Genomic DNA, 13,749 nt, shown 5'->3' with positions numbered 1-13,749 from the left:
CATTCTCGACCGTCCTTTATGACGGGCTGGGGCCGACGATTTCGGACAATTTCTATTTCCCCTACGTGCGCAAACTGTGGGGGCTGGACCCGGACAAGCTGGCCGTGAAACTGGCCGAGCGCCGGGTCGGCAGCGGGTCGGTCAGCAAGATCTTGATGAAGATGCTACGCCTGCTGCCGGGGCTGCGCAGTGAAACCGCTGGGCGGTTCTTTTATCCGCGCAAGGGGTTCGGGCAAATCTCGGATGCGATGCGGGACAGCGCGGAAAGCAACGGGGCAACTTTCCTGTTCAACACCGAAATCACTGCCATCGAGAGGGACGGCAACCACATCACTGGCCTGACGATCCGCGAGGGCGAGGGTGAACGGCACCTGACCGGCGATCTGATCCTGTCGACCATCCCGCTGACCGGACTGACCCGCCTGATCGGCGACCCTCCGGCAGAAGTGGTCGAGGCGGCTCGCGCGATCCGCTTCCGGGGCATGATCCTGCTGTATCTGGTGCTGGAGACCGACCAGTTCACCGAGTTCGATGCACATTACTTCCCGGAACTCTCGATCCCGATCAGCCGGATGTCAGAGCCCAAGAACTATAACGCCAGCGGCGCGCCAAAGGGCGTCACCGTGCTGTGCGCCGAACTACCCTGCGACCCGGATGAGAAATGGTGGTCCATGTCCGACGAGGAGCTGGGGCAGGAATTCACCAAATGGCTGGGGCAGCTGGGCCTGCCGGTCACGGTTCCGGTGCGCCGCTGTGAAACCCGGCGGCTGAGCCACGCCTATCCTGTTTACGATATGGGCTATGAAGAGCGGTTCGATACGGTGGATCAATGGCTCTCAAATCTGGACGGATTGCTCGTATTTGGACGGCAGGGCCTGTTCGCACACGATAATACCCATCACGCCTTTGCCATGGCCTATGGCGCGGCGGATTGCATCGACGGCAAGGGCCATGTCGACCGCGCGAAATGGAACCGGTATCGCGAAGTCTTTGCCACCCATGTGGTGGAAGACTGATCCATGTCCGCCTGGCAGGCCGATATCCTGATGTATCATTCGATCTCGGATGCGCCGGGGCCAACCTCGATCGCACCCGAGGTGTTCAAGGCACAGATGCAGGCGCTTGCGGACTCGGGTCTACCGGTGGTCACACCTGATGCGCTGGCCAACCCGCCTGCCCCCCGCGTGGTCATCATCAGTTTCGATGACGGGTTTGAAGATTTCGCCGACACCGCCTGGCCGATCCTGCGCGATCTCGGCTTCTGCCCGATCGTCTATTTGCCCTCGGGCCTGATGGGCGGCAGCGACAGCTGGGCCGGAGGCAATATCCCTGCCCGCCCGCTGATGAGCTGGGACAGGGTCGAGGCGCTGGCAGCTGAAGGGGTCTGTTTTGGCGCGCATAGTGTCACTCATCCCGATCTCACCACGCTGGATGCGCTCATGCTGGAAGAGGAAGTCAGCGGATCCGGTCAGGACATTGCCGCCCGGCTTGGCCAGCCCACCCGGCATTTCGCACCGCCTTATGGCGCGTCGAACTCTGGCGTTCTCAGACAGGTCGCGCAGCATTACGACACCTCGGTCGGCACAAGGCTGGGCGTGGCCAAAGCGGGGGATGATATGCACGACCTGCCCCGGCTCGAGATGTTCTATTTCAACAACATCGCCCGCTGGGAGGCACATCTTGCCGGACGCGGCGGGTCCTATCTCACGGCCCGCAGGGCAATGCGCGGCATCCGTGCGATGGTGCGGGGAAAATCGTGGTAAAGTTGGTTCTTACACAGTGACTGGTACAAACAAATGCATATTCTGATTACCGGCGGCGCCGGATTTATAGGCTCCCATTTAACGGAACGGCTGATCGGTGAAGGGCATCGGGTCACGATCCTTGACGATCTGTCGACCGGGCTGATGTCCAATCTGGCTTCTGTTGCGGATCACCCGGGCTTCACTTTTGTCAAAGGCAGTATTCTTGACCGGGGGCTGGTCGCCGAACTGGTCGATCCGGCGGATGTGGTGTTCCACCTGGCCGCCGCCGTCGGGGTCAAGCTGATCATGGACGAACCCAGCCGGTCGATCCTGACCAATGTGGCGGGGACCGAGAACGTGTTGGATGCCGCGCTGGTGAACAAGACGCATACGTTCATCGCCTCCAGTTCCGAGGTTTATGGCAAAAGCACCAATTTCCCCTTTCAGGAAGAAGGCGATCTGACCATCGGCGCCACCCGCAATCTGCGCTGGTCCTATGCCTGTGCCAAGACACTCGACGAATTTCTGGCACTGGCCCATGCGCGCGAATCCAACCTGCCGGTCACGGTGCTGCGGTTCTTCAACACCACCGGTCCGCGTCAGACCGGGCGCTATGGGATGGTGCTGCCGAATTTCGTCAAGTCAGCACTGGAAGGCGCGCCACTGATGGTCCACGGCACTGGTGAACAATCACGCTGTTTCGGCCATGTCGCCGATGTGGTCGAGGCCATGTGCCGTCTGATGACCCTGCCCGAGGCGCGCGGCGACGTGTTCAATGTCGGCACCGATCAGGAGGTCACGATCCGCGAGCTGGCCGAACAGGTCATCCGAACGACCGGCTCTGCCTCGGAAATTCAATGTGTTCCTTACGACACGGTCTATCCCGAAGGCTTCGAAGATATGCAGCGCCGCCTGCCCGATGTCTCGAAACTGCAACGTGTCACCGGGTTCCGCCCGATGCGAACGCTGCAGCAGATCATCGATGACATCGTCGCCGAGATGAAGCGCCCGGTTCCCGCATGAGGCCGCATACCCCGGCACAGACGGGCCCAACCTCGTGACCGATCTGGTCATCGGATCGGGGCCATCGGGCGTGTCCGTGGCCAAGGCCCTGTTGGCGCGGGGACGACAGGTTTTGATGCTGGATGGAGGGCGCAGACTGGAAGGCTCGGCGCAGGCCCGCCGTGACAGGCTGGCCGCGACGGGTCCCGAAAGCTGGTCCGCCGATGATGTAAAAGCCTGGCAAGCTCCTCAGTTCGACACGCCACCCGGGCAAGTCCGCCGGTTCGGATCGGATTTTGCCATGGTGCCGGGGGCGGAAACGCTGGTATCGCCTGACCGGATCGGATTGCGCGCCTCACACGCGGCGGGTGGGTTGTCCAATCTCTGGGGCTCGGCCGTTTTGCCCAACCGCGCCGAAGATATCGCCGACTGGCCGATCGGAATTGACGATCTGTCACCGCATTACCGTGCGGTTGCGGAATTCTTTCCCATCAGCGGTCGGGTGGACGCATTACAGACTCTGTTCCCCACCCTTTCAATGCAGGATCGCGCCCCTCTGACCCCATCGCCGCAAGCCGAACGGATGCTGACGCATCTGGATCGCCAAGCAGCGAGGCTTGCGAAACTGGGGGCCCATGCCGGTGCCGCGCGGCTGGCTGTTGAACCCGGTTGCCAATATTGCGGCCAGTGCCTGCATGGCTGCCCCTGGGGTCTGATTTATGCGTCCGGGCAAACGCTTGACGTCCTGCGTCACAATCCGGATTTCCGCTATCGCACCGGTCTTGTCCGCCAGTTCGAGGAACGCCCGGGTCATGTCACGGTCACGCTGGAGGACGGCGAAACCCTGCAAGCCGACCGTATCTTTGTCGCCGCCGGGGTTCTGGAAACCGCGCGGCTGATGCTGGCGTCATCTCCGAACTCCGCAGCCCGCTTGCAACTACAGGACAGTCAGCATTTCTTTCTGCCCAGCCTGCACCACTGGCGCGCGCCACGGCGCCCGGACCGAAGACCCTATCACACCCTGCCGCAGATTTTCATTGAACTGGATGACCCCGCGGTCTCACCGCATCTGATCCACGCGCAGGTCTATACCTGGAACGAGTTCTATGCCCATGATCTGATCAATACTTATGGCTCGAAACTGCCCGGATCGGCCCCGGTATGGAGGCTGCTGGCGCAACGGCTGGTCGTGGCGCAGGCGTTTTTACATTCTGCCCATTCCGCCCGGATCGATCTGACGATGGCCGCAGACGGGCGGCTGACCCCGACCGTGCAAGGTAATGACGAAACCGAACAGATCATGGCGCGCGCCACGGCACGCATGGGGCAGGTCCTGAAGCTGGCAGGGCTTGTGCCGCTGAGTTTCGCCCGTCGCCCCGGCGATGTGGGATCCAGCTTTCACGTGGGCGGCTCGGTTCCCATGGCCAAAACGCCTGGTGCGGGGCAGTCGGATATTCTGGGGCGACCGAAAGGGCTGTCACGGGTACATCTGGTCGATGCCTCATGCCTGCCAAGCATCCCGGCCACAACCATCACCTTCTCGGTCATGGCCAACGCCCACCGGATCGGAATGCTGGCCCCGTGACAGTGTTACAACTCCGAGGTGTTTATCCAGCGCCGGTTTCAAAGGCACCAGTTTCCAGCGCCGCAACCAATCTTTGGTTTCCTGCACCATGGGCCACGCGCGCCAGCGCCGCGCCATACGCCTCCAGCACGGGTGTTTCGTGCCAGATCTCCAGAAACGCCTTACGTGCTGCAGCACCCTGAACTGCGCGCTGGTCAGGCTGGTGCTGAAGGTTACGCATCGCTGCAATCAAATCATCCTCGGTCTCGAACAGTTCCCCGCCCCCTGCCCGCTCGACGATCTCGGGGAACGGACCCAGTCGCCGGGCGATCACCGGCGTGCCCAACCGGAAGCTTTCGATCAGGATGATACCGAAGGTTTCATAACAAACCGAGGGCACAATCAGCCCAAGTGCGCCACGATAGTAAGCGTTTAACTCGTCAGGCGTCTTGCGGCCCAGGAATTTGATCCGGTCATTGCCTGCGACCTGTGCCTTCAACTCATCCGCGTAATCGCCATCACCGAGGATCAGCAGATCGGCATCCGGGTAACGATCAAAGGCCGGGAACACATCCTGCAACCCTTTGATTTTTTCCAGCCGTCCGACAAACAGGAAATAGGGACGGTCATGCGCGGCGGGTTCCGGCAAAGCGTCCTGATCCAGATCGGGCAGGAAATAGGGCAGCACCTGCATCTCCTGCCGCAGGCCGAACTCGCGATGTTTGGCCCGGCTGAATTCGCTTTTGGCGATGATCAGGTCCATGTGATCCAATGCCCGGTCCAGCGCACCGGTATAGCGCCACAGCTGAGGCGGGCGTTTGTAGTTCAGCACGCAACGCAGGCACTGGCGGTCATCGCACAGCTCGCGCCCGTGCCGCCACAGCACATGCGTGGGGCAGACCAGCCAGTGCTCATGCGCCTCATAGATCTTCAACCCCTCGCCCATCGGCAACAGTCCGGGACCGCCGATCAGCGAAGTATTGTTGTGCCAGATGATATCCGGTTTCCGCTCGGCCAGTATCGCGCGGATGCGGGCAGCATGGACAACCGGGCGGCCAAGCTGCTGGGTCAGCAGGTTCGACATCATGCCATTGCGACTGCGCAACCCGATCCGCCGGACCCCGTCTGGGTCGCCCTCGGGCTGTGGTTTTCCGCCAAGGATCAGATAGCTGTCCTCGTCATGCACCACCGTCACGTCATGCCCCCGTGCCACAAGTGCCCGGGCCATGCGCTGAATACCCACGGCATCGCCGCCGAAGGAGTATGGCGGGTAAAATGTGGTGAACATCAGAATGCGTAACGACTGCATGTGACTCAAACCGGATTACCAATGACTTTCCGGTATGAAAGCATGATCCATACCGTGATCGAAAGATGGAACTTGCCCAGACGCCCGGTTCACACGCTGTGTTGCGGGCATGCTGCAAAGGAATGCAGCTTTTGCCCACCGCTCAGTCAAGAAGACTGAAATAAAGCGCCTCAATCTGCCGATTGATGTGGTCAGGATCAAATCGACTCTCTTTCGATCTCTCCAGGGCACTGGCCGCCATACCGGTGCGCTTTTGGTCATCTTCGAGAATGTGTTCAACAGCCTGCGTGATCGCCGCGACATCGCCGATTGGTACACAGGCGCCGACCGTATCATGCACCAACTCGTGAACACCGGAACAATCGGTGGCTACAACCGGGGTTCCGACCTGGAACGCTTCGGCAATAGAAATGGGCAGCGCCTCCCACCGCGAGGTCAGCAGCATCAGATCCGCTGCCCGCAAATAGCGATAGGGAACCTCGGTACGTCCAGCGAAAAACAAATGCTCATCCAGACCGCGCTGTGTCGCCAGCGCCCGCATCTCCTGATCCAGTGGCCCATCCCCGACAACGACAAAGCGATAAGCGGGGTGGGTATCTTTCAGACGCGCGACGCAATCGATCAGAACATCAATACCCTTTTGATAGGCCACCCGCGCGATGGTGACGACAAGACGATTACCGCCACGCAGCAGGGTTTTTCGTAACGCGGCAACATCGTGATCCGTATCCTCAGGCGGCGGCTTGATCCCAAGCCCTATGACCCGAAGCTTGTCCTTTGATACATTGGCGATTTCGGCTAGGTCTTCAGCGGCCCGATGGCTGGGCGTCACGACCAGATCGGCGTGGCGTGCAATCTTTCCAAACCCCCTGATCCGCTGCGGATCCGACCCGTGATACGTCACGACAAGCGGGATGTTCAGATGCATCCGCGCCAGCAACGCCACCAATGCCGGCGCAGATTCATGCGCATGAATGATGTCGATACGCGACTTCGAAAGCCAGCGACGCAAGGCAATCGCCCCATGACCAGTATGGGCAAGCCTGCGCACCAGCCTGCCACCATCCGCCCCAACATAGCGTGTCGGGATGGACAGAAAGCCATCTTCGTGCTTTTGCCCCGCCCATTCGCCCGGCGTTCCGGCGAGAAAAACGCCATGACCCTGACCTTTTAGCCAGATGCCCAGATCAAGGGCATGTCTGGCAATCCCTCCCATTCCGAAATCCGTGCACATCTGTGCGATCCGAAGATGCCGTCGATCATCTGATTCCGTTACAGCGTGCATTTACGAATCCGCCTTTCAATTGGCCTCGATGATGTAGCAACAGGGATGCAGGGATATCAAATGATTGTGGGCCGCGCTCTGCCTGCCATAGAGTAAGCTCGTGATTTGGATTTATATCCTCCGTCGCTGCTCGAAGCGGTTGGGACTAAGGAATTTCGCAGGAACGGAGTATCACCATGCATGTCGGGATTGATGGGACGACTTGGCGTAACGAACGCGGGTTTGGGCGCTTCACAAGAGGCGTGCTCCAAGCCCTGGCAGCTCGGGACAGCGGGTTTCGTTATACCCTGATCTGTGATCAGGAACCGTCTTACCCGGTTCCCCAGGGGGTCAACATCGTGGTTGCGCCAATGTCGGACGGATCAGACGTGGCAAACCGGTTTCAGATGCATCAAGCAACGCTCCGACTGAGATGCGATGTGTTCTTTTACCCCACCGTTTTTTCGTATTATCCCCTGCTGTCGCGGGTCCCGAAAGTCATCTGTATCCACGATACGATCCCTGAACGCTTTCCGGATTTGATCTTCCCCTCAAAACTGAATTTTGCGCTGTGGAAAGCAAAAACCACACTCGCCAAATTGCAGGCCACGCGGTTCATCACCGGTTCTGAATCGTCGGCCCGAGACCTGCAATCCATTTTGGGCATTCCGCGCAACAAGATTGACCTGACAACGATGGCTGCGGCCCCCGTTTTCAAAGAGATAAATGATAACAATAAGATAGAAGAAATTCGAGAGGAATATAACATTCCTCCCGGAGCCCGTGTTCTCGTTTATGTGGGCGGCTTTAACCGCCACAAAAATGTGCTGCGCCTTATCCATGCGATGCCAATGATTCTGGAACAACATCCTGATGCTTTTCTGGCCATTGTCGGTCGCACAACCGGCGACCGGTTCTGGGATAATGTTGAGGATCTGCAGGCTTCGGCCCGAGCCAATGTAATTGCGTCAGAACGGATCATTTTCACCGGCGAGATTTCGGATGAAAAGCTGGCGCTTCTGATCAATGCCTCACATGCGCTTGTGCACCCTTCGCTCTATGAAGGTTTTGGCTTTCCCCCTGTCGAAGCAATGGCCTGCGGCACCCCGGTTCTGGGGTCTGATGCAAGCAGCGTCCCAGAAGTTGTCGGCGATGGCGGACTGCTGTTTGACCCAACCGATGCGTCCTCGATTGCCCATCAGACAAACAGGTTGCTAAGTGACGACGATCTTCATGCACGCCTGTCAAAGCAGGCAGTACGCCAGGCCGCAAAGTTCACTTGGAATCGTGCTGCCGAAATGACCGAGATCAGTTTTGAAGCCGCGTTTAAAAAGCGCCCCTGAAATAACTCCTGATATAGAAACAATTTATCGAAAAGGAACTTATTAGTGCGAAAAATGCCACAAAAATTAACGCGCTCCGGGGTTTTCAGACCCAGATGTAAACGCAGTTCCGTTTCCATGGTCGACTATGGTCAGATCCTCCCGAAGGATACAGCTCACACCGGAGAAAACACATGACGCAGCATCAGATTTCGGTCGTCATTCCATGCGTCAATTCTCTGTCTGATTTTCGTGGGTGCGCCGCGGCTTTGCAGAACCAGACCGGCCCCCAACCCGAGATCATCGCCGTCATACGCCTCGGCCCGGACTTCATTCAGAATGTCGAAACAGAATTTCCTGATGTACACATTCTGGCAGTCGCCGAGGATGCTACAATCCCTCAGATGCGCGCCACAGGCATCCGGGCCGCGACAGCCGATGCTATCGGGGTCATTGAAGATCACGTGCTGGTTCCGCCGAACTGGACCCGGCGGATGCTGGATGAAATCGCAGCCGGTTCGGATGTAGTGGCCGGGCCTGTCGATAATGAAGCCAAAGAGACCCTGATCGATTGGGCGGCGTTCCTATGCGAGTACAGTGCCGTTCTACCCCCTCTGAATGATGGCCCCTCGGACTGGCTTCCGGGCAACAACACGGTCTACCGACGTGATGTTCTGGAACGGTTCGATGCCCTGCTGGATGATGGCAAATGGGAAAACCACCTGCATGATCATATGCGCGCAGATGGTGTCTCTATGACCCTGCGCAACGACATCGTTTCCGGGCATAAGATGCACTATACATTCGGTCTGTATCTGACCCAGAGATACCTGTATTCCAAGAGCTTCGCCGGAGCTCGGGTCAGCGAGGAGTCGAGCGGTAAAAGGCTTATTATGGGGCTCGTTGCTTTTGCGTTGCCTCCGATCGTTTATTACCGCGTGGTCAGAAACGTCATAACCAAAGGGCGTCATGTGCGTCGGTTGTGGCCCTCCCTGCCTTTGCTGGTCCCGTTTTCATTGTCCTGGGGACTGGGTGAGGTTGCCGGATACTGGTTCGGGGCCGGTCGGTCTCTGTCCAAGGTTCGATGAGAGAAATGTCTGTGATGAACAATCCAGATCCTTCACTACCTGATATCTCTGTCGTTGTGGCTATCGTTGATGGGGGAGCCGCGCTTCGGGCATGTCTGAATGCGCTTGCCAATCAGGTTGATGCCTACAAGGTGGAAGTCATCGTGCCATATGATCAGCTGTCGCTTGAAGATGCCGGAATGGCGGATGATTTTCCCGACTTCCGGTTTCTCGATCTCGGGGTACTCGCAGGCGGTATGGTACCGAGAAACGCCCTTGATCTGCACCGGTTCTGGGATATCCGCCGTTCCGAGGGCATCAAAGCCGCACGCGGGCGCCGGATCGGCCTTGTCGAAGATCGCGGCATTCCGGCTGAAACCTGGATTGCCTCGGTGATGGACTTGATGGATGAGACCGGGGCCGCAGCGGTCGGGGGATGTGCTGACAACGGATATGACACGACCTGGAACTGGGCCGTTCATATCTGCGACTTTGGGCGCTATATGGCCCCTCTTCCGACCGGTGAGACAGATTTTCTGTCAGCAACCAATGTATGCTATCGCGCCGACAAGCTGCACGAACTGCGTCCCCTGTATGAACATCGCTTCTATGAACCTTCCATCCATGCTGCCCTGCAGGCTGCCGGTGACAAGATGATTCTGTCAGATCGCCCCAGAACAACCCAATACCGTCCGCGTATCCCGACCTTCACGCTAGCGGGCGAGTGGTTTCATTGGGGCCGTAAATATGCCCGCATTCGGTCCGGCGAAATTTCGTTCGGGTTGCGCGCCTTCCGCGCAGCCGTAACCCCACTGTTGCCGTTTGTTCTGTTTACCCGGCATCTGCGCAATCAAATGCACAAGCGCGTTTATCTCGGCAAACTCTGGCCTGCTTCCCCGCTGGTTTTTTTGATCGTGACGATGTGGGCCTTTGGCGAATTAGTTGGGTATTTTCAGGGGGAAGAGCCTGAAACAACATAAAAATGGCGTAAGAACACTTTATTCTAAGCGCTTACGTCAACATCCATTCAAGTGTAAACTGTAATTCGGCTCGGCTTGAGTCAGGCTGCGGTACAATGTGACATCTCCCATTAATTCCTTCACCTCATTGGCACGCACGAATTGGGGGGTCACGGTCATGTTCAGACGGTGTCCGGCAATGACGCTACACATGTCCACAATCTGCTGCAAAGGGGTCCCACTCCAGAACAGGTATTGACCTGCAGTCCGCGCAAATCCAGACGTAGCAATGTCCGGTAAGTACGCGCCACATTGCGAACAACGGAAAAGTCCTGGGCAACATCCAGGTTACCCAGTTCGACATGCGGGCCCACTGCCGGAAATGGGCCACGATTTTGGGGACAGGGAATCGGGCATTCTGCCCGCGCCCGGTGTAGTTAAAGGCGCGCGCGATCACGATCGGTAAGCGATCCGTAAACAGCTGGGCCATGTATTCCATAGCCAGTTTAGAAGCCGTATAATCGTTCACGGGCACCGGAGAGGCAGTTTCCGCAATCGGCGCATGTTTCGAGTTGCCATAAATATTGGCGCTGCTTTCCAAAATGACCCCGGACTGGCCTACGCCGACTTGAGTCAATGCCTCCAGAAAACCCGAGTTCCAATCACATTTACCTTGTAGAATCCCTCGGCCACGCCATGCGACAAATGCAATCGTAGCCAAGTGGATAACAGCATCGGGTTTCACCATATCTACAACATGTGCAATTGCCGCGATGTCCGAAAGTTCCGCCTGCAGATAGATTAGGTCTGGCACAGGAGGCGCCGTCATGCCGGTGTCCCAGATATCCCATCCCACTGCCTCCAATTCAGCAGCCAGATACCGCCCGGTGAACCCGTAACGGCCAGTGATCAAGACGCGGCCCCCTGACAACAGAACGAAACGCCCCGTTGGTCCCGCGCCAGATCCGCCACGACCATCACCTGACAGAGATATTCAAGAGAGGTCTTGGCCTCCCAACCCAGAACTTCCTTAGCCTTGCTTGCGCAGTTCGACCTCGGCGGGGCGATAGTAATTTGGATTGATGCGCACCAGAACACGGTTTGACTCCGCATCAAACGCCACTTCCCGTCCACGTAATCCTTCGCAAATCCTCAATCACGCTTGGCGCCCAGGTTCCCAAGCTCCAAGCAATCAAGTTGCCCCAGTTTGATCTTGGCCACACCATCGGTGATTTTGCGAGTCGGGGGCTCCAACCCTCTGAGTGGGCTTTCGTGATTGAACAGAAACCCGAATATACCAAATATATCGTAGCTTTCACGATAGTTTATGGCCATCCAATGGGCATAAAGCTTGGCTACGCCATAGTGGCTTCGATAAACTAGAAATCCTCCGTTCTCAAACCCCTAAATCTGTCCGGTGGGTACTGACGTCAGACAACTTTTCCCGCAATTTCGGGAAAGAGATCACCTTAACCGCGGGGCTTGATGTGGCCTTAGGCCAGGCTGTCATTCCTATCGATGCGGATTTGCAGAATCCCCCGGAACTCATCGAAACCTTCATCGAAAAGTGGCGGGAAGGCTTCGATGTTGTTTATGCCGTACGCCGCCACCGGCATACGGATACCGCAATGAAACGCTGGTCGGCGATCAAGTTCTATCAAGTCATCAACCGGCTTTCAGGTGTGCCCATCCCCGCCAATACCGGTGGCTTTCGCCTCATGGACCGGCGCGTGGTCCGTGCCGTTGTCCGGCTGCGCGAACACAACCGATTCATGAAAGGGCGTTTTGCCTGGCTTGGCTTCCGGCATGTCGAAGTGCCTTATGACCGCCCCGGCAGGCACCATACTCATTCCGGCAAACAGTTCGGCCCATTGGCGCAGCGGGCCTTCGCTGATCCGGCCGTCAAACGCGCCGGAATTGCAAGTTGATGAATTAAGAACAACAGACGCAATATACCAGTTCTTACTGGGGCAGTTCTACCACCTGATTTGTGCGACTGCTCTCGATCACCGCATTGGCAATTTCAATTGACCGAAGCCCGGCCTTGCCGTCTGCAATTCGGCCACTCGAATCCCCATCGCACAATTTAAGAAAGTCCCGTAATTCCTCTGCGAACGAAATCTTGGCCGTTGTCTTCCATGAGAACAGTTTTTCGCGGACGGCTATATCGAAATACCTGCGCGTTGTCGTAGTCGGCGTCCCGCCGGGTTCCGGCATCGTGATAAGAATATTCTTCATTGGCGCATATGCACCCATCACCATGCCATGTGTCCCGTGCACTTCGATTGCAAAATCATATCCGCGCCATTCTCCCCAGCTGGCATGATAAACTGCGGGAACACCATCGGGATTTCGGAATATCGCGACTGCGGTGTCCTCGGAACCCGGCAGGTTCCAGACACGTTCACCGGCGACACCATAAACCGAACTCACCTCGCCCAACATGTGACGCACGATATCGGTCATGTGAATCCCGATATCCCACATTGCTCCGCCACCGGATTCCGGCACCTTGTATTCCCAGTCATGGGTAAAATGGGCCAGCCCGTCATGCCCACCAAAGGCACGAATATGAGTAATGTCTCCGATTGTTCCGCTGGTTATGGTGTCTTTCACATAAGCGAAAGAGGGGTAATACCGCATGTTGAAGCCCGTGGCGATCACCCGACCTGCGGCCTTTGCTTCGGCCAGCATCTGACGGCTGGTTTCGGCGCTGTTGGACATGGGTTTTTCAACCAGCACATGCATCCCGTGTTTCAGGGCGCTGACACATGGGTCCTCATGCGTATGCGGAGGGGTTGATACCACGACCGCATCCATATCCGTTTCCAGAAACCGCTTCAAGTCGGTGAACACGGGAGCGTCCCCAGCGACACTACGGGCGGCTTCTTCAGACAGATCCAGAACGGCCGCCAGCGTTGTGTCCGGGCATTCTTGAATGGTTTCTACCCGTAGTTTGCCAATTTTTCCGGCCCCACCAACAACCCCGATACGCATGGTTTTCTCCTCATAAGACAGACCGCAAACAGCCCGGACCCGAACTGTCAGCTTCACATAGCAATATTCTCTTGAGGAGTATGCGCCACGGCGACGTCTGTACGCCGATTATACCGATCGTCATCGAATTCCTCATTAACAAACGTGGGGCGCAGCTTACCCCGTACTTATGACAATAATTCGTCCTCTGCGCAGTAGCACAGGCACCCACCCTAGGCTAGGCTTCTGCTTTGAAACACATTGTGCCGGATCTTGAATTTGAGACGAAGAAAAAGACTATGACAGCCACCGGAGCAGATCATCTCGACGGCAAGGCCGTCTTCGTGACAGGAGCGACAGGGTTTATCGGCAAGCGACTTGTTCCGGCTCTCATCAATGCCGGTGCTCGGGTCACCGTCCTGTTACGCAACCGCCATGGTCGGCAAGCCTTCAGCGCGATGGGGGCACGGGTCATACAGGGAACGGCAGGGGATCGCGCCTTGCAAGAAAAGGCCCTGCGCGATCAGGATGTATTATATCA

At 57.4% G+C, this 13,749-nt stretch carries 13 protein-coding genes and 1 pseudogene; 9 read left to right on the top strand and 5 right to left on the bottom strand.

Going from position 1 to position 13,749, the window contains the following annotated elements:
• The 4 genes from AC2FND_RS17305 to AC2FND_RS17290 all read left to right on the top strand — a co-directional run.
• The coding region (locus AC2FND_RS17305) for a protoporphyrinogen/coproporphyrinogen oxidase (protein WP_496771074.1) at nucleotides 1-1,016 on the top strand (1,016 nt) is incomplete at its 5' end.
• Nucleotides 1,017-1,019: 3 nt separating this feature from the next.
• On the top strand, nucleotides 1,020-1,763 hold the full coding sequence (locus AC2FND_RS17300; RefSeq protein ID WP_496771073.1) for a polysaccharide deacetylase family protein: 744 nt from the start codon (nucleotides 1,020-1,022) through the stop codon (nucleotides 1,761-1,763).
• Nucleotides 1,764-1,796: 33 nt separating this feature from the next.
• Nucleotides 1,797-2,768, top strand: a complete 972-nt coding sequence (locus tag AC2FND_RS17295; RefSeq protein WP_496771072.1) for an NAD-dependent epimerase/dehydratase family protein — start codon at nucleotides 1,797-1,799, stop codon at nucleotides 2,766-2,768.
• A gap of 34 nt (nucleotides 2,769-2,802) precedes the next feature.
• The gene (locus AC2FND_RS17290; RefSeq protein ID WP_496771071.1) at nucleotides 2,803-4,332 is read left to right on the top strand and encodes a GMC oxidoreductase; all 1,530 of its coding nucleotides are present in this window, start codon (nucleotides 2,803-2,805) and stop codon (nucleotides 4,330-4,332) included.
• Between the two features lie 22 nt (nucleotides 4,333-4,354).
• Here AC2FND_RS17290 and AC2FND_RS17285 read toward each other — a convergent pair whose 3' ends face one another.
• Together AC2FND_RS17285 and AC2FND_RS17280 are read right to left on the bottom strand one after the other, a co-directional pair.
• Nucleotides 4,355-5,620: a glycosyltransferase family 4 protein gene (locus AC2FND_RS17285; protein WP_496771070.1), complete on the bottom strand. Its 1,266-nt coding sequence runs from the start codon at nucleotides 5,618-5,620 to the stop codon at nucleotides 4,355-4,357.
• 142 nt (nucleotides 5,621-5,762) lie between these two features.
• A complete protein-coding gene (locus AC2FND_RS17280) occupies nucleotides 5,763-6,905 on the bottom strand; it encodes a glycosyltransferase family 4 protein (protein ID WP_496771069.1) in 1,143 nt (380 codons plus the stop codon).
• A gap of 176 nt (nucleotides 6,906-7,081) precedes the next feature.
• Here AC2FND_RS17280 and AC2FND_RS17275 point away from each other — a divergent pair, with 176 nt between their 5' ends.
• The 3 genes from AC2FND_RS17275 to AC2FND_RS17265 all read left to right on the top strand — a co-directional run bounded on the left by AC2FND_RS17275 (nucleotide 7,082) and on the right by AC2FND_RS17265 (nucleotide 10,253).
• On the top strand, nucleotides 7,082-8,227 hold the full coding sequence (locus AC2FND_RS17275; protein ID WP_496771068.1) for a glycosyltransferase family 4 protein: 1,146 nt from the start codon (nucleotides 7,082-7,084) through the stop codon (nucleotides 8,225-8,227).
• 173 nt (nucleotides 8,228-8,400) lie between these two features.
• The gene (locus AC2FND_RS17270) at nucleotides 8,401-9,294 is read left to right on the top strand and encodes a glycosyltransferase family 2 protein (protein WP_496771067.1); all 894 of its coding nucleotides are present in this window, start codon (nucleotides 8,401-8,403) and stop codon (nucleotides 9,292-9,294) included.
• Between the two features lie 14 nt (nucleotides 9,295-9,308).
• A complete protein-coding gene (locus AC2FND_RS17265; RefSeq protein WP_496771066.1) occupies nucleotides 9,309-10,253 on the top strand; it encodes a hypothetical protein in 945 nt (314 codons plus the stop codon).
• Between the two features lie 184 nt (nucleotides 10,254-10,437).
• On the opposite strand, the gene AC2FND_RS17260 is transcribed toward AC2FND_RS17265, so the two are convergent.
• Nucleotides 10,438-11,145, bottom strand: a complete 708-nt coding sequence (locus AC2FND_RS17260; RefSeq protein ID WP_496771065.1) for an NAD-dependent epimerase/dehydratase family protein — start codon at nucleotides 11,143-11,145, stop codon at nucleotides 10,438-10,440.
• A 239-nt stretch (nucleotides 11,146-11,384) separates the two neighbouring features.
• Nucleotides 11,385-11,600: pseudogene (locus AC2FND_RS17255) on the bottom strand (GDP-mannose 4,6-dehydratase); the annotation flags it as partial.
• On the opposite strand from AC2FND_RS17255, the gene AC2FND_RS17250 reads away from it, so the two are divergent.
• A complete protein-coding gene (locus AC2FND_RS17250) occupies nucleotides 11,525-12,160 on the top strand; it encodes a glycosyltransferase family 2 protein (protein ID WP_496771075.1) in 636 nt (211 codons plus the stop codon). The pseudogene AC2FND_RS17255 and the gene AC2FND_RS17250 sit on opposite strands and share 76 nt — an antisense overlap.
• 34 nt (nucleotides 12,161-12,194) lie before the next feature.
• Here the strand turns inward: AC2FND_RS17250 and AC2FND_RS17245 are convergent, their stop codons facing one another.
• Nucleotides 12,195-13,229: a Gfo/Idh/MocA family protein gene (locus AC2FND_RS17245; protein WP_496771064.1), complete on the bottom strand. Its 1,035-nt coding sequence runs from the start codon at nucleotides 13,227-13,229 to the stop codon at nucleotides 12,195-12,197.
• A gap of 278 nt (nucleotides 13,230-13,507) precedes the next feature.
• Here AC2FND_RS17245 and AC2FND_RS17240 point away from each other — a divergent pair.
• The coding region (locus AC2FND_RS17240; protein ID WP_496771063.1) for an NmrA family NAD(P)-binding protein at nucleotides 13,508-13,749 on the top strand (242 nt) is incomplete at its 3' end.

The organism is Ruegeria sp. BHSB056, assembly GCF_059613305.1.
Note: the sequence above shows the minus strand (reverse complement) of the source record. Positions and strands in the feature narration are given on the sequence as shown.

Coding starts and splice junctions, on each gene's coding strand:
- AC2FND_RS17300 (WP_496771073.1), top strand. CDS start 1,020: ATGTCCGCCTGGCAGGCCGATATCCTGATGTATCATTCGATCTCGGAT.
- AC2FND_RS17295 (WP_496771072.1), top strand. CDS start 1,797: ATGCATATTCTGATTACCGGCGGCGCCGGATTTATAGGCTCCCATTTA.
- AC2FND_RS17285 (WP_496771070.1), bottom strand. CDS start 5,620: ATGCAGTCGTTACGCATTCTGATGTTCACCACATTTTACCCGCCATAC.
- AC2FND_RS17265 (WP_496771066.1), top strand. CDS start 9,309: ATGAACAATCCAGATCCTTCACTACCTGATATCTCTGTCGTTGTGGCT.
- AC2FND_RS17280 (WP_496771069.1), bottom strand. CDS start 6,905: ATGCACGCTGTAACGGAATCAGATGATCGACGGCATCTTCGGATCGCA.
- AC2FND_RS17245 (WP_496771064.1), bottom strand. CDS start 13,229: ATGCGTATCGGGGTTGTTGGTGGGGCCGGAAAAATTGGCAAACTACGG.
- AC2FND_RS17275 (WP_496771068.1), top strand. CDS start 7,082: ATGCATGTCGGGATTGATGGGACGACTTGGCGTAACGAACGCGGGTTT.
- AC2FND_RS17270 (WP_496771067.1), top strand. CDS start 8,401: ATGACGCAGCATCAGATTTCGGTCGTCATTCCATGCGTCAATTCTCTG.